Annotated in this window: 21 protein-coding genes; 17 read left to right on the plus strand and 4 right to left on the minus strand. The window is 71.7% G+C overall.

All coding sequences use genetic code 11. From position 1 onward, the window contains the following. Positions 1-7 precede the first annotated feature (7 nt). Both PSU4_RS03565 and PSU4_RS03570 read left to right on the plus strand, forming a co-directional pair. Positions 8-424: a Zn-ribbon domain-containing OB-fold protein gene (locus tag PSU4_RS03565; protein WP_147102570.1), complete on the plus strand. Its 417-nt coding sequence runs from the start codon at positions 8-10 to the stop codon at positions 422-424. Beyond that, positions 421-1,551: a thiolase family protein gene (locus tag PSU4_RS03570; protein ID WP_147102498.1), complete on the plus strand. Its 1,131-nt coding sequence runs from the start codon at positions 421-423 to the stop codon at positions 1,549-1,551. Before PSU4_RS03565 ends, PSU4_RS03570 begins: the two co-directional genes overlap by 4 nt. A gap of 68 nt (positions 1,552-1,619) precedes the next feature. Here the strand turns inward: PSU4_RS03570 and PSU4_RS03575 are convergent, their stop codons facing one another. The 3 genes from PSU4_RS03575 to PSU4_RS03590 form a co-directional block, all read right to left on the minus strand. After that, positions 1,620-2,132, minus strand: a complete 513-nt coding sequence (locus PSU4_RS03575; RefSeq protein ID WP_246114920.1) for a GMC oxidoreductase — start codon at positions 2,130-2,132, stop codon at positions 1,620-1,622. A gap of 129 nt (positions 2,133-2,261) precedes the next feature. Next, a complete protein-coding gene (locus PSU4_RS03585) occupies positions 2,262-3,026 on the minus strand; it encodes a GntR family transcriptional regulator (RefSeq protein WP_147102499.1) in 765 nt (254 codons plus the stop codon). Between the two features lie 413 nt (positions 3,027-3,439). Continuing rightward, on the minus strand, positions 3,440-3,934 hold the full coding sequence (locus tag PSU4_RS03590; protein WP_147102500.1) for a MarR family winged helix-turn-helix transcriptional regulator: 495 nt from the start codon (positions 3,932-3,934) through the stop codon (positions 3,440-3,442). Between the two features lie 296 nt (positions 3,935-4,230). On the opposite strand from PSU4_RS03590, the gene PSU4_RS03595 reads away from it, so the two are divergent. The 13 genes from PSU4_RS03595 to PSU4_RS03655 all read left to right on the plus strand — a co-directional run bounded on the left by PSU4_RS03595 (position 4,231) and on the right by PSU4_RS03655 (position 15,312). Continuing rightward, positions 4,231-4,926, plus strand: a complete 696-nt coding sequence (locus tag PSU4_RS03595) for a GntR family transcriptional regulator (RefSeq protein ID WP_147102501.1) — start codon at positions 4,231-4,233, stop codon at positions 4,924-4,926. 147 nt (positions 4,927-5,073) lie between these two features. Then, complete coding sequence (locus PSU4_RS03600; RefSeq protein ID WP_147102502.1) at positions 5,074-5,262, plus strand: ferredoxin; 189 nt, start codon at positions 5,074-5,076, stop codon at positions 5,260-5,262. Beyond that, the gene (locus tag PSU4_RS03605; protein WP_147102503.1) at positions 5,262-6,437 is read left to right on the plus strand and encodes an NAD(P)/FAD-dependent oxidoreductase; all 1,176 of its coding nucleotides are present in this window, start codon (positions 5,262-5,264) and stop codon (positions 6,435-6,437) included. Before PSU4_RS03600 ends, PSU4_RS03605 begins: the two co-directional genes overlap by 1 nt. Continuing rightward, positions 6,434-7,615 (plus strand): cytochrome P450, encoded by a 1,182-nt coding sequence (locus PSU4_RS03610; protein WP_147102504.1) that lies wholly within the window; start codon positions 6,434-6,436, stop codon positions 7,613-7,615. The genes PSU4_RS03605 and PSU4_RS03610 overlap by 4 nt, the downstream gene beginning before the upstream one ends. After that, positions 7,612-8,319 (plus strand): creatininase family protein, encoded by a 708-nt coding sequence (locus tag PSU4_RS03615; protein WP_147102505.1) that lies wholly within the window; start codon positions 7,612-7,614, stop codon positions 8,317-8,319. Before PSU4_RS03610 ends, PSU4_RS03615 begins: the two co-directional genes overlap by 4 nt. Positions 8,320-8,338: 19 nt before the next feature. After that, the gene (locus tag PSU4_RS03620) at positions 8,339-8,626 is read left to right on the plus strand and encodes a putative quinol monooxygenase (RefSeq protein ID WP_186816721.1); all 288 of its coding nucleotides are present in this window, start codon (positions 8,339-8,341) and stop codon (positions 8,624-8,626) included. 14 nt (positions 8,627-8,640) lie between these two features. Beyond that, the gene (locus PSU4_RS03625; protein WP_147102507.1) at positions 8,641-9,492 is read left to right on the plus strand and encodes a fumarylacetoacetate hydrolase family protein; all 852 of its coding nucleotides are present in this window, start codon (positions 8,641-8,643) and stop codon (positions 9,490-9,492) included. Further along, the gene (locus tag PSU4_RS03630) at positions 9,492-10,373 is read left to right on the plus strand and encodes a VOC family protein (RefSeq protein WP_147102508.1); all 882 of its coding nucleotides are present in this window, start codon (positions 9,492-9,494) and stop codon (positions 10,371-10,373) included. Before PSU4_RS03625 ends, PSU4_RS03630 begins: the two co-directional genes overlap by 1 nt. Next, on the plus strand, positions 10,370-11,215 hold the full coding sequence (locus PSU4_RS03635) for an SMP-30/gluconolactonase/LRE family protein (RefSeq protein WP_147102509.1): 846 nt from the start codon (positions 10,370-10,372) through the stop codon (positions 11,213-11,215). The genes PSU4_RS03630 and PSU4_RS03635 overlap by 4 nt, the downstream gene beginning before the upstream one ends. Positions 11,216-11,217: 2 nt before the next feature. Continuing rightward, positions 11,218-12,729: a bifunctional 3-(3-hydroxy-phenyl)propionate/3-hydroxycinnamic acid hydroxylase gene (locus PSU4_RS03640; RefSeq protein WP_186816722.1), complete on the plus strand. Its 1,512-nt coding sequence runs from the start codon at positions 11,218-11,220 to the stop codon at positions 12,727-12,729. Next, the gene (locus PSU4_RS03645; protein WP_147102511.1) at positions 12,726-13,712 is read left to right on the plus strand and encodes a fumarylacetoacetate hydrolase family protein; all 987 of its coding nucleotides are present in this window, start codon (positions 12,726-12,728) and stop codon (positions 13,710-13,712) included. The genes PSU4_RS03640 and PSU4_RS03645 overlap by 4 nt, the downstream gene beginning before the upstream one ends. A 7-nt stretch (positions 13,713-13,719) precedes the next feature. Further along, on the plus strand, positions 13,720-14,514 hold the full coding sequence (locus PSU4_RS03650) for an enoyl-CoA hydratase/isomerase family protein (protein ID WP_147102512.1): 795 nt from the start codon (positions 13,720-13,722) through the stop codon (positions 14,512-14,514). 3 nt (positions 14,515-14,517) lie between these two features. Next, positions 14,518-15,312, plus strand: a complete 795-nt coding sequence (locus PSU4_RS03655) for an SDR family oxidoreductase (protein WP_147102513.1) — start codon at positions 14,518-14,520, stop codon at positions 15,310-15,312. Positions 15,313-15,331: 19 nt separating this feature from the next. Here PSU4_RS03655 and PSU4_RS03660 read toward each other — a convergent pair whose 3' ends face one another. Then, positions 15,332-17,005: a helix-turn-helix domain-containing protein gene (locus tag PSU4_RS03660; RefSeq protein ID WP_186816723.1), complete on the minus strand. Its 1,674-nt coding sequence runs from the start codon at positions 17,003-17,005 to the stop codon at positions 15,332-15,334. Positions 17,006-17,105: 100 nt separating this feature from the next. Here PSU4_RS03660 and PSU4_RS03665 point away from each other — a divergent pair, with 100 nt between their 5' ends. Continuing rightward, the gene (locus PSU4_RS03665; protein ID WP_222596155.1) at positions 17,106-18,650 is read left to right on the plus strand and encodes a class I adenylate-forming enzyme family protein; all 1,545 of its coding nucleotides are present in this window, start codon (positions 17,106-17,108) and stop codon (positions 18,648-18,650) included. Positions 18,651-18,676: 26 nt separating this feature from the next. After that, the gene (locus tag PSU4_RS03670) at positions 18,677-19,915 is read left to right on the plus strand and encodes a cytochrome P450 (RefSeq protein WP_147102515.1); all 1,239 of its coding nucleotides are present in this window, start codon (positions 18,677-18,679) and stop codon (positions 19,913-19,915) included. The last annotated feature ends 483 nt before the right edge of the window (positions 19,916-20,398 follow it).

The following is a 20,398-nucleotide window of genomic DNA, read 5'->3' on the forward strand; positions in this document are numbered from 1 at the left end:
CAGAACAATGGAATCGGCGGGCGGCCTGACCAGGCCCGTACCACAGGTATCGGCACTTACCCGACCATTCTGGGAGGGATGTCGCCGCGGGGTGCTACTCGTCCAGCGATGCTGTTCCTGTTCGGGACACGTCTTCGCCCCTCAGGACTTCTGCCGATCCTGTCAGAGCCCCGACCTGGAATGGGTCGAGTCGTCCGGCGAGGGCGAGCTCGTCACGTACACGACCATCTGGCGCCCGCAGACACCGGCCTTCGAGGTGCCGTACGTGGTCGCGGTCGTCGCTCTGACGGAGGGCTACGAGATGCTGACGAACCTCGTCGACGCCGAACCCGGCGAGATCCGGGTCGGCGCCAAGGTGCAGGTCGTGTTCCGCGACGTGGCTCCCGACGTGACGCTGCCCTGCTTTACGGTGGTGTCCGCATGATCTCCCCGGGCACCGCGACGATCGTCGGCGCGTTCAACACGAAGCAGGCCCGGGTCCTCCCCGGCGAGACCTCCTACACCATCACGCTCGCGGCGATCCAGGGCGCACTGGCCGACGCCGGACTCGGCCTGGGCGACGTCGACGGCCTCAACGTGCTGCCCGGGCCGGACTACCGGCACGGGTCGAACGCGTTCGGCTACGCGCTGGGCATCCCGACCTTCTGGATCGGCACCGCTGCTCCGGGACCGGCGTCGGTGGCCGAGGCCGCACTCGCCATCGAGTCCGGGATGTGCACGACGGTGGTGATCGCGAGCGGTCAGGCGCAGGTGCACACGGACAAGGACTCGGTCGCCCCGTGGACCCGGCCCGAGAATGAGTTCGTCGAGTGCTGGGGACTGATGACGCCGGCGGAGTTCGCGCTGTCCGCCCGCGAGTACATGCACCGGTTCTCGGTGACCCAGGAACAGATCTCCTACGTCGCGAGCGTGATCCGCAACAACGGCCATCGCAACCCGGAGGCGGTCTACCACGGCCGCGGGCCCTTCACGACCGAGGACATCCTGGCGTCCCGGATGATCGCGGACCCCTACCACCTGCTCGACTGCTGCACGACCGGCGAAGGCGGTTCGGCACTCGTCCTCACCAGTGCGGAACGCGCCCGCGACCTGCCGAACCGGAACGTCCGCGTGCTCGGCGGCGCCTGGGACAGCTGGGGGCCGACCTACACCCACCCGCCCACCTACGACCGGACGGCGATGTGGGGGCGCAAGGCCGCCGACGCGGCATTCGCCCGGGCGGGCCTCGACCGCGCGGACATCGACGTCTACGAGCTCTACGACAACTTCTCGTGGGAGATCATCCGGTACTTCGAGGCGCTCCGGTACTGCGGCGTCGGCGAGGGAGCGGACTTCGTCGCCGGCGGGGCGATCGAGGTGGGCGGCAGGTATCCCGTGGTGACGGACGGCGGCACGATGTCGCATTCGCACACCGGTGAGTCGCAGCGCATCCAACGGGTGGTGCAGGCGGTGCGGCAGCTGCGCGGAACCAGCGCGGCCAACCAGGTCGCCGACGCCGAGACCGCGATCGTGGCACAGATCGGCGATGTCGTGCTGCTCGGCGCCGACTAGCGAGCCCACCCCTTGATCACCGTCCCGGATCTCTCGGCGCCTTGGTCCGGAACGGTGATCACGTCCGGCTAGGACTCCTGGCGGATCAGGTCCGCGGCGCGCCAGGCCGGCGCCATCGTGGGCGCCGTGGTGTTGCCGGCAGGCTGGTCGGCGAACACCGGGGCGTCGACGATCCGGAGACCCTCGACGCCCCGGACCCGGAGACGGTCGTCGACGACGTCGTCGGGGTCCGGGCCCATGGCCGCCGACCCGATCGCGTGGTGGACGCCGAGCGGGCTGTCCTGCGCCGGCCTGACGACCTGCTCGGCCGTCGAGATCGACAGTCCCGGCTGGTCCCCGCTCTCGACCAGCTCCGCGAGCGGGTTCCGGGTGACCATCTCGCGTCCCCAGCCGAGGATCCGCGCAGTGGCGGCCTGGTCCTCGCCGGTCTCGACGTACCGCGGCCGGATCACCGGCGGGTCCTCCGGCGACGGGCCGCCGAGGTGGATCGAGCTCTGCGTCGTCGGGCGGATCGGGTACCCGACGAGGTGGCGCCGGAGTACCCCCGCGAGCGTCATCCGGTCCGCGGCGGTGTGGGACACGAATGACAAGCGCGCCGCCACAAGCACACCTACGGCACCACGAGCGAACCGTTCGGTGCGGTCGCCGTCGCGCAGCACCGGTGGGCCGCGCTCGGCCCCCTCGCCGAGATGCGCGAACCGCTCAAGCGATCAACTCCGCCGCGTGGAACTGTCCTGCGCGATCTCGTCCACCGTGCGGACGAGCAGGTCGCTGGCACGCTTGACGTGCTCGGTCAGCCGGGTGCGGGCCGCGTTCGCGTCCCCGCGGCTGATGGCGTCGAGGATCCCGGCGTGCTCCGCCGCGTCCTTCTCGAGCCGGCGGACGTCGTTGCCCAGGGCGATCCAGGTGAGGTTGCGAGGCACCTTGTGGTGCAGGTTCTCCAGAACCTCCGCGAGGTGCTTGTTGCCGCCCGCCTCGATGATCACCAGGTGGAACTCGGTATTCGCCTCGTGCCAGCGGCGCTGGGCCGTCGAGGTGTCGCCGTCGGCCGTCCGCAGGTCCTCGACGGCCACCCGGAACATCGCCTCGGCCGCCGCCAGCCGCTCGAGCTGCTCCGTGGTGATCAGCTCCGCGGCCGCCGCGCCGGCATGCCCCTGAAGGATCCGGTGGAGCTCGTAGACCTCGATGATGTCTCGGGTCGAGGGCAGCCGGACCCGGGCGCCACGGTTCGCGATCAGCTCGACCGTGCCCCGCGCCTGGAGCTGGCGCAGCGCCTCCCGGACGGGCATCCGGCTGACGCCGAGCTCCTTCGCCACGGCCTCCTGCCGCAGCCACGACCCGGCGGGGATCTCGCCGGCGTTGATCCGCTCCTGGAGTACCGTGACCAGGGAGTCGACGAGGTCGCGGTCGTTCGCGCGGCGCGGTGTCGAGGCCTGAGCGGAGGCGCTGGCGGTGGCTGTCACCTCGGGCTTCATGGATCCAGTCTACGTCCCGGCGGATATCGGCCGCCCTGGTGACGCCGGCTCCGACGTCCACGATTGTCTCCCGCTCGACCCAGCACTTGCGTTGATTGGATCCCAAATAGGCTAGTACGGGTATCGAGCGTCCCTTGGTCACGGCTCACCGCGACCCTCGCCACGCCGTCCCACGGGGAGTTCGACGAGCGTGCCACGCTGCTCGGGTGGCCGCCGGTGCGGCCCGCGGCTGCTCGTGTCCTTCGGCGCGCGCTGGGTCGGCCCGCTGTGCGCGCAGCTGCTCGACGGGGCGGGACCGGTCGTCTGTGCGCCCGGTGTGGTGTCGTGGCGGCTCTCGCGGGAAACGCGTCGTACCGGCCGCGCGACGGTGACGGTCGCGGAACGCGTTGGTCGCCTCTCGGCTCAGCGTGCGGTCAGGACGATCTTCCCGGCGAGCCCGGCTCCCGGTCCCGTGCCATCCATCCCGGCGTGTCGAACCGCACCGGCTGCGCTCCGACGAGTGTGCGCAGGTCGCGCTCGAAGCGTTCGAACTCCGTCTGGCCGAGGGTGCGGGCCCAGTTCTCGCGGAGGCCCTCGAAGATCTTCTCGCCTGTGCGCATGACCTCGTTGCCGAGGGCGGTCACCTGCAGTCGTTTGCGGCGGGCGTCGGCGGGGTCCGGGATGCGTTCCACGTAGCCGCGCTCCTCGAGCACCGCGATGGTCCGCGCCGCGGACTGCTTGGAGATCGACAGGCGTCGTCCCAGCTCGGAGGCGCTGTCCCCACCTGCGGCGATCGCTCGCATGGCGAAGTCGTGGACGGGTCGGACGTCGGCGAACCCACGGTGTTCGAGTTCGGTGATCGCGGCGTCGACGAGGATGCGGAAGCCGCCGAGAAGCGAGAGGGCGAGATCCGCGCCTGGGCTCAACACAGTCGCAGATTACGGGAGAGGGCTGGACAGACGACAGTCTGGGTGTCTATTTTTCGACACCCAGGCTGTCGAACTGAGGAGCATCTCATGCTGTCGACCGTGGACGCTGCCGGCGTGCCGGGCGTCGCGCCGGGTGGCCCGAGGGCGGCTGGACGAGGTGCGGCTCGAAGGCGTGGGCCACGTCGTCGCGATAAGTGCGTCCGAGAGACCGACAAGCGTGATCCGACGGTTGCAGCCTCGACGAACCAACTTTTGAAAGTTGCGTGTGTCTTCTTATGTCGGGTACGTTTTCGCCCATGGCGAGGCGAGGCGGCTCCGTGACCCGGGCCGAAGGGGTGTACGACCAGCTTCGCGCGGACATCTTCACCGCTCGCCTGCGACCGGGTCAGCGCCTGAAGTTCCCGGAGCTGTGCGCCACCTACGAAACGAGCGTCGGCCCCCTTCGCGAGGCGTTGACCAAGCTGACCTCGGAGCGGCTGGTCACGCTGCAGCCGCACCTCGGTTACACGGTGGCCGCCCTGTCGGCCGACGAGCTCACCGATCTCACGGCGGTGCGCGTGGACATCGAGGGGCTCGCCTTCCAGCAGGCCATGGTGAACGGCGGGGACTCCTGGGAGTCCGAGGTCGTCGCGACCCATCACCTGCTCGCCCTGCGGGAGCGTGAGATCGCGGCACGCGGCCGAGGCGACGCGTGGTTCCTCGCCCACGAGGCCTTCCACGCGGCACTGGTCTCGGGATGCGGCAACCGCAGGCTCGTGGAGATCACCGCCGGTCTGCGGGCGGAGACCGAGCTCTATCGCCGCTGGGCCGCTCCGTTGCTCGAGGAGCACGATCGCGACCCTGCGGTCGAACACCAGCGGCTCGTCGACGCGGCGTTGAGTCGCGACGTCGAGCGCGGGGTCGGGCTCCTGCGCGACCACATCGCCTACACCACTCAGATGCTGCTCCGGCAGCTCCTTCTCGCCGACCCTGCGGTCACCGGCGAGGGCTGAACCGACCGACCGACGCCACAGCACTGATCCGCGGGCCGGCCACCGGCCCCGCGCCGAGCATCGCCGCTCGACCGGTCCGAGGCCTGTCGTGCGGTACCGCGGAGCACGCGCGTGCCCGCGTCCCAGACGAGCCTGTGAGGAGTCGCCGTGAGACTGACGATCGACCGGGACCGCTGTGAGGGCTACGGACTCTGCGCCGACTCGGCGCCCGAGCTCATGCACCTCGACGACGACGGCGAACTGGTCCTCGACCACGAGGACGTCCCCGCCCCGTCGAGCGCGGCCGCCGAGACCGCGGTGCGGGTGTGTCCGGTAGCCGCGTTGAGGGCCGACTGATGGTCCGGCAGCGGGTCGTCGTCGTCGGTGCTTCGATCGCCGGCGTCACCGTGGTGGACGAGTTGCGGCGCCGCGGGTTCACCGGTGAGCTGACCCTGGTCGGGGACGATCCGCATCCCGCGTACAACCGGCCCGCCCTGTCGAAAGGGTTCCTGTCCGGCACGGACACCCTGGCGAGCATCACGCTCCCGGCGCTGTCGTGCGAGGTCGACCAGCGGATCGGGGCAACTGCGATCGGGCTCGACACCGATCGCAGGGAGGTCCTTCTCGCGGACGGAGACCGCCTCCCGTTCGGTCGCCTCGTGATCGCCACCGGTGCCCGCGCGCGGACGATGACGGATCTCGGTGCCGCCGACCCCGGTGCCGAGGAGTCGACCTTCCGCGACGTGGCCGACGCCCGCGACCTGCGAGACCGCCTGGTCGATCGGCCGCGGGTGGTGATCGTCGGTGCCGGGATCCTCGGAATGGAGCTGGCCTCGACCTGTGCGGCAGCTGGGTCCGCGGTGACCGTCGTCGACCGGCAACCGCCGCTGCGGGCCCAGCTGGGGCGCTTCCTGTCCGATCTGGTGGTCGAGGCGGCGACGGCCCACGGCGTGACGCTCGCCCACCACCCGGCGGGGGTGCGGCTGCGGGGGAGCGGGACCCCCGCCGCCGAGCTGGCCGACGGTCGCCGGTTCGACGGTGATCTGGTGATCTCGGCGGTGGGTTGCCGGCCCGACGTCGAATGGCTGGCCGGATCCGGTTTGGTCACCGACGGCGATCTCCGGATCGACGACCGGTGCCGAGTCGCTGCGGGCATCCTGGCGGCCGGAGATGTCGCCGCGTTCCCCGGTGATCACGGACATCGGCGGACACCGTGGTGGACCAGTGCCCTCGACCAGGCGCGTACCGCCGCCGCGACCCTGCTCGACGACGACGCGGGGGCGCCCCTGGTGCCGTCCCCGTACTTCTGGACCGAACAGTTCGGGATCACCCTTCGGGTCTGCGGGCCCCTTCCGGTGCGCGGCAGACCGACCGTGGTCGCCGGTTCGCCCGCGGAAGGGCTGCTCCTCACCTGGCCGGATGGCCGCGATGGCGCGACCGCCGCCGCGGTGAACCGGCGGATCCCGATCTCGCGCCTGCGGGCCCTCACCCGAGCCACACCCAGCGACCCACCGATGGAGGCACGGCGATGACGCCGACCCTGACCCCGCACTCCGACGTCGACCTGTTCGCCGACCCTGTGCTGGAGGACCCCTATCCCACCTACCGCACGCTGCGGGACCTGGGCGGCGCCGTCCACCTCGCCCGGCTCGACGCGTGGGCGCTGACCCGCTACGACGCCGTCCGCGGGGCGCTCGGCGACTGGCAGACCTTCTCGTCGTCGGCGGTGGCGCTCAACGAGCCGGTCAACGAGATGCTGGTCGGCACTGTCCTGGCCGCCGACCCGCCCGAGCACGACGTGCTGCGTTCGGTCCTCGCCGACCGGCTCGGGCCCCGCGCCGTCCGGAGCCTGCAGGCGGACATCGCCACCCGGGCCGAGGCGCTGGTCGAGGAGGTGGTGGCGAGGGGCGAGTTCGACGCCGTGACCGACCTGGCCGCGGCGTTCCCGTTCGCGGTGGTCTTCGACCTCATCGGGCTGCCCGACGACGCCAGGCCGAACATGCTCCGCTGGGCGGACGCGACGTTCAACGTCTGCGGGCCGATGAACGACCGCACCGCGGGCGGCCTGCTGGTCGTCCAGGAGATGTTCGAGTGGGTGGCCACCCTGAAGGCGGGCGACCTCCTGGACGGCAGCATGGGCAGGGCGATCTTCGAAGCGGCCGAGGCCGGGCGGATCCGGCCCGAGTCGTGCATCCCGCTGCTCGCCGCGTACGCCACGGCGGGGATGGACACCACGATCAACGCGATCGCCAACGCCGTGCACCTCTTCGCGCAGCACCCCGACCAGTGGGATCTCGTCCGCGCGGATCCGGCGCTGTTGCCCGGCGCCTTCAACGAGGTGCTCCGCTTCGACGCACCGGTCCAGGTGTTCGGCCGCCGCACCACCAGGGTGGTCGACGTCGAGGGGACGGAGATCCCCGCGGACTCCCAGGTCCTCCTGCTCTACGGGTCGGGGAACCGCGACGAGCGGCACTACGCGGATCCCGACCGGTTCGACGTGACCCGGGCGCCCGTCGACCACCTGACCTTCGGCTACGGCACGCACGGGTGCGCGGGCCAGGCGCTGGCCCGGCTCGAGGCCCACGCCGTGCTCGGCGCCCTCGCCGCCCGAGTGCACCGTCTCCACGTCGGCGAGCCGAAGCGCCATCTCAACAACGTGCTGCGCGGGATCGAGTCGCTCCAGGTCCACGGTGTGGAGCTCGACCGGTGACCGGGCTGTGGGACATGACCTGGACCCAGGTCGAGACCTATCTGCGTGACGACGACCGGGTCGTGGTGCCGCTGGGCTCCACCGAGCAGCACGCGCACCTTTCGCTGGGCACCGACGCCATCCTGTGCGAGCGGGGCGCGGTGGAGGCGGCGGCACCGGAGGGGGTGCCGGTCCTGCCGGTCCTGCCGTTCGGGCTCACTCCGACGTTCAGCGCCTACCCCGGCACCGTCAGCCTGCGGATGACGACCTACCTCGCGCTGCTCGGCGACCTGCTCGACTCCCTGTACACCCAGGGTTTCCGGCGGATCGTGCTGCTGAGCGGGCACGGCGGCAACGCGCCCGCCCAGCAGTTCGGTCAGGAGTGGAACGCCGGCCGCCCGGATGCGGAGGTGATGTTCCACGGCTGGTACACCGATCCGCGGATCTGGTCACTGGCCACCGGGCTGGCCGAGGCGGGGCACGCCTCGTGGGTCGAGAACTTCCCCGCCTCGCGCGTCGACGGCGTCGAGACACCGGCGGGCGGCAAGCCGCTGGTGCCCCCGTCCGCGCTGCAGGGCGCCACACCCGAGCAGGTCAAGGAGCTGCTCGGCGACGGGTCCGCGGGCGGGGCCTACCACCTCGACGGCGGTGAGGCCGACACCGTGTGGAACGCCGCCGTCACCCTGCTGCGCGAGCGGCTGACATCCGGCTGGCATGGCCGATGAACCGAGAGGAACGACAGCGATGAGCGTGCTGGAACTGGCGACGATGCGGGCCCGCGAGGGGCACGGTGATGCCATGGCCGAGGCCCTGCCCATGGCGCTGAAGGTCGTTGCGGAGGCCGAGGGATGCCTCGAGACCGGCGTTCTGCGGTGCGTCGAGCGCCGCGACGAGTTCGTGCTCCGCATGCGGTGGACCGAGGTTGCCGCACACGAGGCCTTCCGCGACTCGACCGACTTCCCGCGGTACCGGGCGATCTTCGCCGACCACCTCGCCGAGGTGGTCGGGTTCGCGCACTACACCGAGATCTGAGAGACGGAGACATCATGCGAGTAGCCACCATCCGCACGGACGACGGACTGCGGGCGGTCCGCGTCGACGGCGCCGAGCTGGTGGTCCTGCCCTACGCCGACGTGCGGCAGCTGGTCGCATCGGGGGAGGACTGGGCGCAGCGCGCCGCCGGGGAGGACGGCGCCCGGCTCGACCTGGCCGATGCCGACTTCGCACCGGTGACCCCGATGCCGGAGAAGGTGATCTGCGTCGGCCTCAACTACGGCAGCCACGCGGCGGAGGCGAGCCTCGCCCTGCCGGAGCACCCGGTGCTGTTCGCCAAGTACGGGCGCAGCCTGATCGGGGCGAACGACGACCTGGCCATCCCGGCCGCCTCGCAGCAGGTCGACTGGGAGGTCGAGCTCGGCGTCGTCATCGGCAGGCCCGCCCGCAACGTGAGCGAGGCCGACGCCGAGGCCTACGTCGCCGGCTACACGATCGTCAACGACGTGTCGATGCGCGACTGGCAGCTGCGCACGTCACAGTTCCTGTCGGGCAAGACCTTCGAGGCGTCCACGCCCGTCGGCCCGTTCCTGGTGACCCCCGACGAGGTCGACCACGCCCGGTCACTGCGGATGGAGCTGTCCGTGGACGGCGAGGTGCGACAGGCCGCCTCGACCGCGGAGATCCACTTCTCGGTCCCGCAGATCATCTCCTACATCAGCACGATCATCACCCTGATGCCCGGTGACCTGATCGCGACGGGAACCCCGGCCGGGGTCGGGCACTGTGCCGACCCGCCGTCCTACCTGACGCCGGGCAGGACGCTGAGCTGCACCATCGAGGGTCTCGGTGCGCAGACCAACCGCTGCGTGGCGGCCGCTCACGACGTGCTGCAGGCCGTCTGATGGGCGCCCCGGTCATCCGCGAGATCGGCCACGTCTCGCTGCGGGTCCGTGACCTGCCTGCGGCTCAGGACTTCGCCGCCGGCATGCTTGGTCTGCACGTCCGCGAGCGGACCGAGGACGAAGCCTGGTTCGCCCTCGGGGCGGGACATCACGCCCTGCACTACCGCGCCGCGGACGAGGACGCACTCGACCACGTCGGGCTCGTCGCTTCGGACGCCGACGCCCTCGCCGAGGCCCGCAAGCGCGTCGAGTCCGCGGGCCTTCGGATCCTGCAGGACGGGCCCCTGAGCCACGGCGTCGAGGACGGGTTCGCCTTCACCGACGAGTTCGGGTTCGTCTTCGAGATCTACAGCCGGATGGTGCAGACCACCCCTGCGCCGCCGACCGCCGCGCTCCGCCCGACCCGCTTGGGGCACTTCAACTTCTTCGTCCCCGAGCCGCGGCGGATGGAACGGATGCTGGTCGAGCTCTTCGACTTCCGGGTGTCCGACCGGATCGAGGAGGGCGTGTTCCTGCGCTGCAACGTCGACCACCACGGCATCGGGGTCTTCCCGGGTCCCGGGCAGATCCACCACTGTGCCTGGGAGTACCCGACGATCGTCGAGGTCGCCGCGATCGCCGACCTCGTCGACGCGCGCGGCGAGACGGTGCTCTGGGGCCCGCTGCGCCACGGCATGGGCCGCAACATCGCCACCTACGTCCAGGAGCCGAGCGGTCTGGTCCAGGAGTTCTACTGCGACATGGAGCGCATCTACGACGACGAGGCGCACACCCCGGGCGAGTGGACCTTCGACGGGCACAAGTGGGTCAGCCTGTGGGGCCCGCACCTGACGCCGGAGGGCTTCTCCGAGCTGGGGTTGCCGCCGGGGACGCGCACATGACCACCACCGGCGGCCGGGTCCTGGTCGACGACCTCCGCTGGGCCGAGTCGCCGAGGTTCCGGGACGGGGTGGTCTGGGTGTCGGACACCCAGGGATCGAGGCTGATCGAGATCCGGCCGGAGGGCACGCGGGTCCACCAGCTCGACACCGCGGTGAACGGTACCGGGTTCCTGCCCTCCGGCGAGCTCGTCGCCGCCCGGATGCACGCCGCCCGGGTCGACCGCTTCGACGGCGAGCGGTGGGCGCCGCACGCCGACCTCACCGGGCTGGTCACCGGGAGACTCGGTGACCTGATCGTGCTGCCGGACGGCACCGTCTACGTCGACGAGGTGCACTCGCCCGACCTCCCGGGGCGGCTGCTGCGGATCGACCCCGAGGGACGCGCGTCGGTCGTCGCCGAGGACCTGATGTTCCCCAACGGGCTCGTGCTCCTCGACGACGGCGCGACCCTGCTCGTCGCCGAGACGTTCGCGGGCAGGATCACGGCCTTCTCCGTCGACGCGGACGGCGGCGTGAGCGACCGCCGCACGTGGTTCGACCTGTGGGCCGAGCTGGGGAAGCCCTTCCGGCCCGACGGGGCGTGCGGGCTCCCGGACGGGTCGGCATGGGTCGCGGCCACGGACGGCAATGCCTTCCTCCGGCTCCGCGACGGCGTGCTCGTCGACCGCATCGACGTCGACGGGTTCGCGATCGCCTGCTGGCCCGGCGCCGACGGCGAGCTGCTGCTCACCACCGCCACGAGCCTCGATCCCGCCGTCCCCGTGATGGAGGCGGCCCACCAGCAGGGCACCCGGGCCCGAGCCGTCGCGGTCCGGCCCTCCACCTTCGACGACGAGGGATGACAATGACCGACACGAACCGGGTCGACGTCGCCGTGATCGGCTGCGGCACCACCGGCCTCGCGCTCGCGCGGCTGCTCGAGCTCGAGGGCCTGAGCGTCGCCGTGATCGACCGCGGGCGGATGCCGATGGCCCGCCCGCGGGCGACCCATCTCGACGACGAGACGATGCGGGCTTTCCAGACCCTCGGTCTGGAGCACCTGGAGAAGTCCTTCTCGCTCGTCGGGACCTATCGTCATTACGACGCCAAATGGCGGGTGATCATGGCGATGGACATGAACCGCGGGATCACCGAGCAGGGCTGGCAGTCCGACTACATGTTTCACCAGCCGGACTTCGAAGCGGTCCTGCGCGGCTACGCCCACGAGTACCCCGCCGCACGGACCTACTTCGGCTGGGAGGTCCGCGCGCTGGCCGAGGAGCCGGACGGTGTCCTGGTGACCCTGCAGGAGACCGCCACCTCGGTCGAGGAGCGGATCGAGGCGAGCTATGTGGTCGGCTGCGACGGCGCGAACTCGTCGGTCCGGACCCTCATGGGCTGCACCCAGATCGACCACCACGCGACGCATCGATCGTTGATCGTCGACATCGTGCCGTTCGTCGAGAAGAACCGCCTGCCGGGGCGGGACTCCTGGATCCAGGGCGCGATCCGCAACCCGCTCACGCTCGTCCCGATCGCGGAGCCGCGGCTGCGGTTCGAGCTGCTGCTGCGGGAGGACGACGACGCACGTGAGTTCGAACGGACCGACAAGGCCTACGAGGTCGTCGCTCCGTGGTTCAAGCCCTTCGAGTACCGGCTGCTGCGCTGCGACGTCTACGAGTGGCGCTCGCTCACGGCGACCCCGTGGCGGGTCGGTCGCGTCCTGCTCGCCGGCGACGCCGCGCACACCATGCCACCCCACCTGGGCCAGGGGATGTGTTCCGGGATCCGGGACGCCACCGCGCTGGCCTGGAAGCTGGGCCGGGTCGTCCGGGGGGAGTCCGACGACGCTCTCCTGGACACCTACGAGACCGAACGCCGCCCGCACGTGACGACCTACACGACGCTCGCCGCCGAGCTGGCGAACCGGATCGAGACGCTCGAGGCGCCGGAGGAGGAGCCCCCGGTGTTCGCTGCACAGGCCCTCCGACCCCGGCTCGGCCCCGGGGTCCGGGACCAGGACGGCGAGGCGGCGGGCACCCTCAGTCCGCAGCCGAGGACCGGCGACGGGCAGCTGCTCGACGACGTCGTCGGCTACCGCTTCGCGGTCGTCGCGGATCCCGCGGTCCTGGCCGCCACGGCACCGGAGACGACCGTGCTGCTCGACGAGCTGGGCGTCCGGACCGTGGCGGCCGACGCCGACGGGCTGCGGGACTGGCTCTCCGAGCTCGGGGCGGGCGCGGTGCTGGTGCGGCCCGACCGCTACCTGTTCGGCGCCGCGGAGGATGCGGCCGGCCTCGACGCGCTGGTCGCCCGCCTCCGTTCCGGGCTCCGACCGGTCGAGGTCACGGCAACGGCCGGGGTGAGCGGCACATGAGGCTGGTGACCTACGCCGTGTCTCGGGCGGAACGACCGGCGCTGCGGGCGGGGGTTCTGCACGGCGAGCTCGTGGTCGACATCGAGCAGGCTCTCGCGGCCCACGGCCGGGCTCTTGTCGCGGACGACCCGTCGGACCTGCTGCAGGTGATCGCCGGCGGACACCCGGCCATCGAGGAGGTCCGGGCGGCGGTCGACGCGGTCGCCCGGGCCGGGGAGACCGGGCGGCCCGGAGCCGAACGGCTCCATGAACTCGGCTCCGTCCCGCTCGTCGCGCCCCTGCCCCGCCCGAACAGCCTGCGGGACTACCTCGTCATCGAGGAGCACATGCGCGGGGTGGTGGCCGCCGGTGTGATCAAGGAGGTGCCCGAGGAGTGGTTCTCGGTCCCGGCGCACTACAAGGGCAACGTCGACGAGATCTACGGGCCGGAGGACACCGTCCCGTGGCCCGCCTACACCGACAAGCTGGACTACGAGCTGGAGATCTGCGCGGTGATCGGTGCCCCCGGCCGCCGGATCCGTGCCGCCGACGCCGGGCGGCACATCGTCGGCTACACCCTCTACAACGACTGGAGCGCCCGCGACATCCAGGCACGCGAGATGAGCATCGGGAACGGGCCCGGCGTCAGCAAGGACTTCGCCAGCTCGATCGGCCCGTGCATCGCCACCCCGGACGAGTTCGACCCCGCCACCGCGCACCTGCAGGCGCGGATCGACGGTGAGGTCTGGTCCGCGGGGACGATCGGCACGATGCAGTTCTCGTTCCCCGAGCTCGTCGAGTGGACCAGCCAGGAGCAGACGCTGCGCCCGGGAGACCTGCTGGGCAGCGGCACGATCGGCAAGGGCTGCGGGGTGGAGATCGACCGGTGGCTCACCCAGGGCTGCGTGGTCGAGCTCGAGGCGGAGGGCATCGGGGTGCTGCGCAACCGCGTCGGCCACAAGGGACAGGGACCGGCCCGAGCGGTCGCGCTCCCGGAACGGTGAGGAACCGATGAGCTACGACGACTACACCTTCCTCAAGGTCGAACCCGGCAAGGACCGGGTGCTGCGGATCACGATGAACCGGCCCGAGAAGCTCAACGCGTCCGGCGAGATCGGGCACGGTGAGCAGGGCCGCATCTGGCGCGAGTTCGACGCGGACCCCGACATGAACGTCGCCCTCATCACCGGTGCCGGGCGGGCGTTCAGTGCCGGTGGCGATCTCGAGGCCGGGAACGGCCCGCTCGCCACCGACATGCGCGACGGGCGGGCCCTGGTGCGCAACATGATCGCGTGCCGGAAACCGATCGTTTCGGCGATCAACGGATTCGCGGTCGGTGGGGGGCTGGCCATCGCGTTGCTCGCCGACATCAGCATCGCCAGCGAGAAGGCGGTGCTGATGGACGGCCATCTCAAGATCGGCCTGGCCGCCGGAGACCATGCCGCGCTCGTGTGGCCGCTGGCCATCGGCATGGCCCGCGCCAAGTACCACCTGCTGATGTGCGACCGGATCAGCGGGCGGGAGGCGGCGGAGATGGGCCTGGTCGCTCGGTGTGTGCCGCACGAGGACCTCCTACCCACCGCCGAGGAGATCGCGGTGCAGCTCGCGGCCGGTCCGCAGTTCGCCATCCAGGGCACGAAGGCGGCGCTCAACGACTGGTACCTGCACAACATCGGCATCTTCGAGCACTCGCTGTACGTGGAGGCGCTCAGCGCGACCCTGCCGGATGCCGAGGCCGGACGCGAGGCGTTCCGCGCGGGGAGCACACCGGAGTTCCCCGGTGCCGCGCACGCCGACGCGTACTAGCCGGTGACCGTGCACGGCACCGTCGTCGTCACGGGGGCGGCCGGCGGGATCGGGAGTGCCACGTGCCGCCTGCTGGCGGCACGCGGCGTCCCGGTCGCCGCGGTCGATCTGCCGGACGGCGACGGGGTGTCCCTGGCGGAGCCGATGGCCCGGGCGGTCCGGGAGCGTGGAGGTACGGCGGTCGCAGTGTCCGCGGACCTCCGCGACCCGACAGCGCTCGACGCGGCGACGGCTGCCGTCGTCGAGCGGCTGGGGCCAGTCGGCGGGGTGTTCGCCAACGCGGGCGTGCTCCGCGCGGGCGGGGCCGCCTCACCGTCGGACGAAGGCTGGCAGGAGTCGTTCGACGTCAACGTCACCGGAGCGTGGAACGTCGTCAGGGCGGCGCTGCCGCACTTCCGACCCGACGGTGGCGGCATCGTCCTGACCAGCTCGATCGCCGGCGCGAAGGGCATGAGCGGGTTCGCCGGGTACGTCGCGAGCAAGCACGCGGTCGTCGGTCTGATGCGGGCGTTGGCCCACGAGCTGGGGCCGCGGTCGATCAGGGTCAACACCGTCCATCCGACGGCCGTCGACACACCGATGGTCAACAACGAGGACCACGCGCAGCGCTGGACCGGCCTGCGTGGACCCGAGGGGCTGGCCGCGCTCCGAGACGTCTACCGGGCGCGGCACCTGCTCCCCGTCCCCTGGCTGGACCCGTCGGACGTCGCCCACGCCGTGGCCTGGCTGCTGTCCGCGGAGGCGCGCTACGTCACCGGCGTGACGCTCCCCGTCGACGCGGGGGCGCTCGCCCGCTGAGCAGGCGCCGTCCCCGGGATCATCGGGGACGGCGCCGCTCCGGCATGGCACGGACCAGGTCGGAGAGGCGGAACGCGAGGGCGATCTCGAACCGGGTCTCCCAGTGCTGCAGGGGACGGCCGAGCAGCTCGGCGATGCGTCCGAGCCGGTACTTCACCGTGCTGACGTGGACATGGCAGCGCGCGGCGATGCGCTCGTGGTTGCCGTCCTCCTCGATGAACGCACGCAGGGTCGTCAGCAGCCGCGCCCCACCGCGCTCCTCGTGGGCCGCGACCGCACCGAGCACCTCGTCGACGAACTCGCTCGCCGCGCCCAGATCCTGCATGTCGACCATGAACCGCAGAGGGCCGAGCGTGTGCCCGTGGACCACGTGCGAGCCCTCGGTCTCCGCGAGCCGCGCCAACCGGCAGCATGCACTCGCCTCCCGCATCGCCGCGGCGATCGTCGGCCTTCCGCCGCTGGTCCCGATCCACACGACCTCACCGCAGGCGCGGTCCAGGAGCGCCTCGACGAACCGGGCAGGTTCGTGGCCCTCGCCGACGAGCGCGACCACGGCACGGTCACCCCGCTGTCCACTCAGGACCGTCTTGCGGTCGACGCCCGAGGCGGGCGAGTCGAGGACCCGGCGGACGAGGGTGCGGAGACCGGGCAGGCCCAGCGCGGGTGCGTCGATCACGACGAGGGTGCACTCCAGGGCCAGGTCGATGCCGTGCCGCGCGGCGCGTGCGACCAGGTCGGGCGAGCGAACGTCCTCGGCCTCCAGCAGCTGCTCGAGCAGCTCGCCCCGCAGCCGCCACTCCACCGCCCGGGCAGCCTCGTGCTTCATCAGTTCCAACGCGAGCACCGTCGCCCCGTGCGACAGGGCGTTCTCCTCGAGCTCTCCCAACGGCTCGCCGAACACCGAGATCGTGCCGAGGTCGGTGCCGTCGCGACGGACCGGGACCGTCGCGACGGGCTGTGGTTCGGTCCCCTGTGGGTCGGTCTCCTGAGGGTCCTCGCTGTGGATCTCGAAGGGCTCCACCACGTGCTGTTCCAGCACCAGCCGGCGACCGGTCAGGCCGCCGAGTGTCGCCAGGACCCGCTCGAGACCGAGATCGGCCACCGCCGCCGCCCCGAGCACGCGGTGGATCTCGAATGTCGCCTGGAGGGTCCGGGTCTTCTCCAGCAGGCCCTGGTAGAGCTTGCCGTTCCCGATCGCGATCGACGCCTGCGCAGCCAGCGCGCTGACCACGGAGACCTCGGTGGGTGAGAAGTCGGTTCGGGTGCGGTTCCCGACGTAGAGCACCCCGATCGCCTCCCCGCCGCGGAGCAGCGGGGCGCAGACCACCGACGCGACTCCCTCCCTGAGCATCGCGTCGCGGACCAGGCCGGGGGCGGCCCACGTCTCGTAGTCCGCCACCACGACCGGGCCTCCCGTCGCGAGGGCGGCCCCACCCAGGCCTTCACCGTGCACGACCTGCATCTCGGCGAACCCGGGCGTCGTCACCCCGTGGCTGACGGCGACCCGCATCGAGCGGGCCGCCTCGTCGTAGAGCGAGAGCCAGGCGATGTGCGTACCGAGCAGCCGAGCCGCGTTCTCCGTGGCGAGCCGCAGCACCCGGGGCAGGTCGACCTCCTCGGCCTGCAGCTCGGCCCCCAGATCGACGAGCGCGCTCAGTACCTCGAGCGGGAGGTCGCGCGGGGTGGTCGGCACACCGCCAGTATCGGTTGGTCTGTAGCAGACGAGCAAGGTGTCGTTCTTTGGTCTGTCGACGACATGGCCCCGGCGTCGAGTCGGTCCTGATACTGCGTCGGTGGAACGACTGACGGACTGGACCACCCTGGCCCGGCGATGGGAACAGGCAGTCGCCGCCGTGCCGGACGCGAGCTTCCTCGAGTTCGTCCCCTCGGAGGGGGAGGGATCGGCGTGGACCTACGCCGAGTTCGACGCCGTCGTCGACGAGACCGGTCGAGCGCTCGGCGCGTACGGCGTGCGACCGGGCGACACGGTTCAACTCGTCCTGCCGAACCACCCGGCGTTCGTGGCGACCCTCCTCGCCGCGGCGCGCGGAGGCTGGACGGTGGTCCCGTGCGATCCGCGCAGTACACCGGCCGAGCTGGCTCGGCAGGCCGCTCGGACGGGCGCCGTCGTCGCGGTCTGTGGCGCGGCCCAGGCGGCCGCGTACCGTGCGTCCGGGACGGTCCTGCCCCTCGTCCCGGTCGCGCCGCAGGACGCGGGAGTCCCCGCTGCGCCGGGCCCGGCGGGACCAGGACACGCACCGGCCGACCCCACGTTCCCGCTGTCGCTGATGTTCACCTCCGGTACCACCTCGGCGCCCAAGATGGTCGAGGTGACTCAGGCGAACTACGCCTTCGCCGGGGACGTCATGGCCGCGGCGGCGGGTCTCCGCCCCGGTTCGCGCTTCCTCGTGGTGCTGCCGCTGTTCCACGCGAACGCGCAGTACTACTCGGTGTCCGCGTCGATCTCCGTCGGTGCCACCGTCGTTCTGGCAGAACGGTTCTCGGCGTCCCGGTTCCTGACGCAGGCCGAACGGGTCCGCGCCACCCACGCCTCGTTGTTCGCCGCCCCGATCAGGATGATCCTGGCGCGCGCCGAGCCCGTCGCGCTGACCCGGCCGATGGAGAACGTGTGGTTCTCCCAGAACCTCACCGCCGACGAGTACGGACGGTTCGCCGCGCTGGTCGGCTGCCGCCCACGCCAGATCTACGGCATGACCGAGACCGCGCCCGCCGTCCTCATGAGCCGACGCCTCAACCTCGCGCCGACGACCATCGGTAGCGCCACGCCGGGCTGTCACGTCCGCCTCCGCGACCCCGACGCCGACGCGCCGCCCGCCCCCGGCGGGACGGGCAGGATCCAGGTCGGCGGGTTCCCGGGGCTCTCGCTGTTCCGCGCCTACCGCGACGACCCGATCGCCACCGCGTCGACCTTCACAGAGGTCGGTCCGGACGGGTTCACCTGGATGGACACCGGTGACCTGGGCCGGCTCACCGACGACGGCGAGGTCGAGTTCATCGGCCGCGGCGGGGACCTGCTGAAGGTCGCGGGGGAGAACGTCTCGGTCGTCGCGATCGAGGCGGCCCTGGTCGAGCACCCCGACGTGCTCGACGCCGCGGTCGTCGGCATGCCGGATCCGGTCCGCGACGAGGTCGCCGTCGCATTCGTCGTCCCGACCGCCGACGCACCGTCGACCCTGGCCCACGACCTCGGGCTGTGGTGCGCGGAGCACCTGTCCGGACCTCGTCTCCCACGGGAGATCCACGTCGTCGAGGAGCTCCCGCGCACCGCGGTGGGCAAGATCCAACGGTTCCGGCTGGTCGAACGCTCCACCGGCTGAACCGACCGTTCTCAAAGGAGAGAGCCATGACCACGGACACGCAACACGGCACCCGGTTCCCGCTCGAACCCGACTACGACCCGTTCGCGCCGGCGATCCGGGAGGACCCCTACACCTGGCTCGCGAACCGGCGGGACCGCGGGCCGGTCTTCTTCAGCCCAGCCGTCGGGATGTGGGTGATCACCCGGTACGCGGACGTCGACGCGGTGCTCCGGGACCCGGACACCTTCTCCTCGGAGAACGCGATCGTCGGGCGCTACCACCCCGAGGTCACGGCGCGGCTCGCGGGGAAGGTCCCGATGACGGCCACCCTGATCGGGATGGACCGACCGGACCACACCCGGCTGCGCCGCATCGTGAACGCCGCGTTCACCCGGGCCCGCGTCGCGCGGATGGAGGAGGACGTGACACGGCTGGCCCGCCGCCTCGCCGAGGACCTGCCCCGGGACGAGCCCTTCGACGTCCTCGCCCGGTTCTCCTACCCGCTGACCCTCACGGTGATCGCCGGGCTGGTCGGCATCCCGCAGCAGGACATCCAGCGCTGCCACGACCTGTCCGAGCAGTGGAACGAGCTCCTGGGCGCCGACGAACGCGGCATGCCGCTGGACGACCAGCTCCGCTGCGCAGACGCCGCCCTGGAGTACCACGCCCACATCAGCGAGCTCATCGCCCAGCGAGAACACGAGCCCGCCGACGACCTGATCACCGCGGTCTGGGACGTCCGCCGGACCGGCGACGTCCCCCTCTCGGACATGGAGATGCTCTCGCTGTTCCCCGGCCTGATCAGCGCCGGGCACGAGACCACCGCCAACCTCATCGGCAACACCCTCTGGCACCTACTGCGGCGGCCGGAGCGCTGGCGAGCGTTCGTCGACGGGACGACCGACGTCGGGAACCTGGTGGAGGAGATGCTGCGGTTCGACACCTCCATCTACGGCATGCCGCGACGCGTCACCCGGGACACGGTCGTGGGGGGCGTCGCCATCCCCGCCGGGGACCTGGTGTTCCTCCACTTCGCCGCCGCCGGCCACGACCCGGACCGGTTCCCCGACGCAGCCGAGCTCCGGCCCACCCGCGAGGACCTCCAGCACCTGTCCTTCGGCCGCGGCGCGCACTTCTGCCTGGGTGCGGCACTCGCCCGGCTCGAGACCCGGATCGCGCTCGAACAACTCGCCGCAATACGTCCCGGGCTCCGGCTCGTGAGCGAACCGGAGCACGTCCCGCACTTCGTCTTCCGCGCACTGCGGGAGCTCGTCGTGGAGTAGTCGGCCCGCCCGGGGCAGACCTCTGGGCCCGCCTGCCGCTCGACCTTCGGCGACGGCCATCGAACCCCGCTGTCCACCCGGAACGGGTCGTCGACGTCCGCGACGGCGAGCGGCTCGCCCGCACGACCGTCCCGCCCTACGACGAGGACTCCTACCTCGCCGTGGCGCCCGGTCCGTACACGATCAAGGGTTTCGGCTCCGGGATCGCCAGCGGCGTCGACGGTCGATCAGCCTCCTCGCGGACCTCCCCGCACCACCCGGACGGCCACGGGCATCCACACCGGACTTCGCTCGGGTCCAAAGTTCGACTGATCGCGACGGGCCGCGGCGCGGAGTGCGCGTGCCCGCAGAGGGAGGGCCGTCGAGCTGGGCCGGTCAGGGGCGTCCACCGGTGCGAACTCGGTGGTGCCGGCGAACCGGTCGTGACCGTCGCGCGGCCCCGACGGGGACGAAGATCAGGACCGTGGCGCCACGACTCGCCAG

This window comes from Pseudonocardia sulfidoxydans NBRC 16205 (assembly GCF_007989085.1).
Classification (GTDB): Bacteria; Actinomycetota; Actinomycetes; order Mycobacteriales; family Pseudonocardiaceae; genus Pseudonocardia; species Pseudonocardia sulfidoxydans.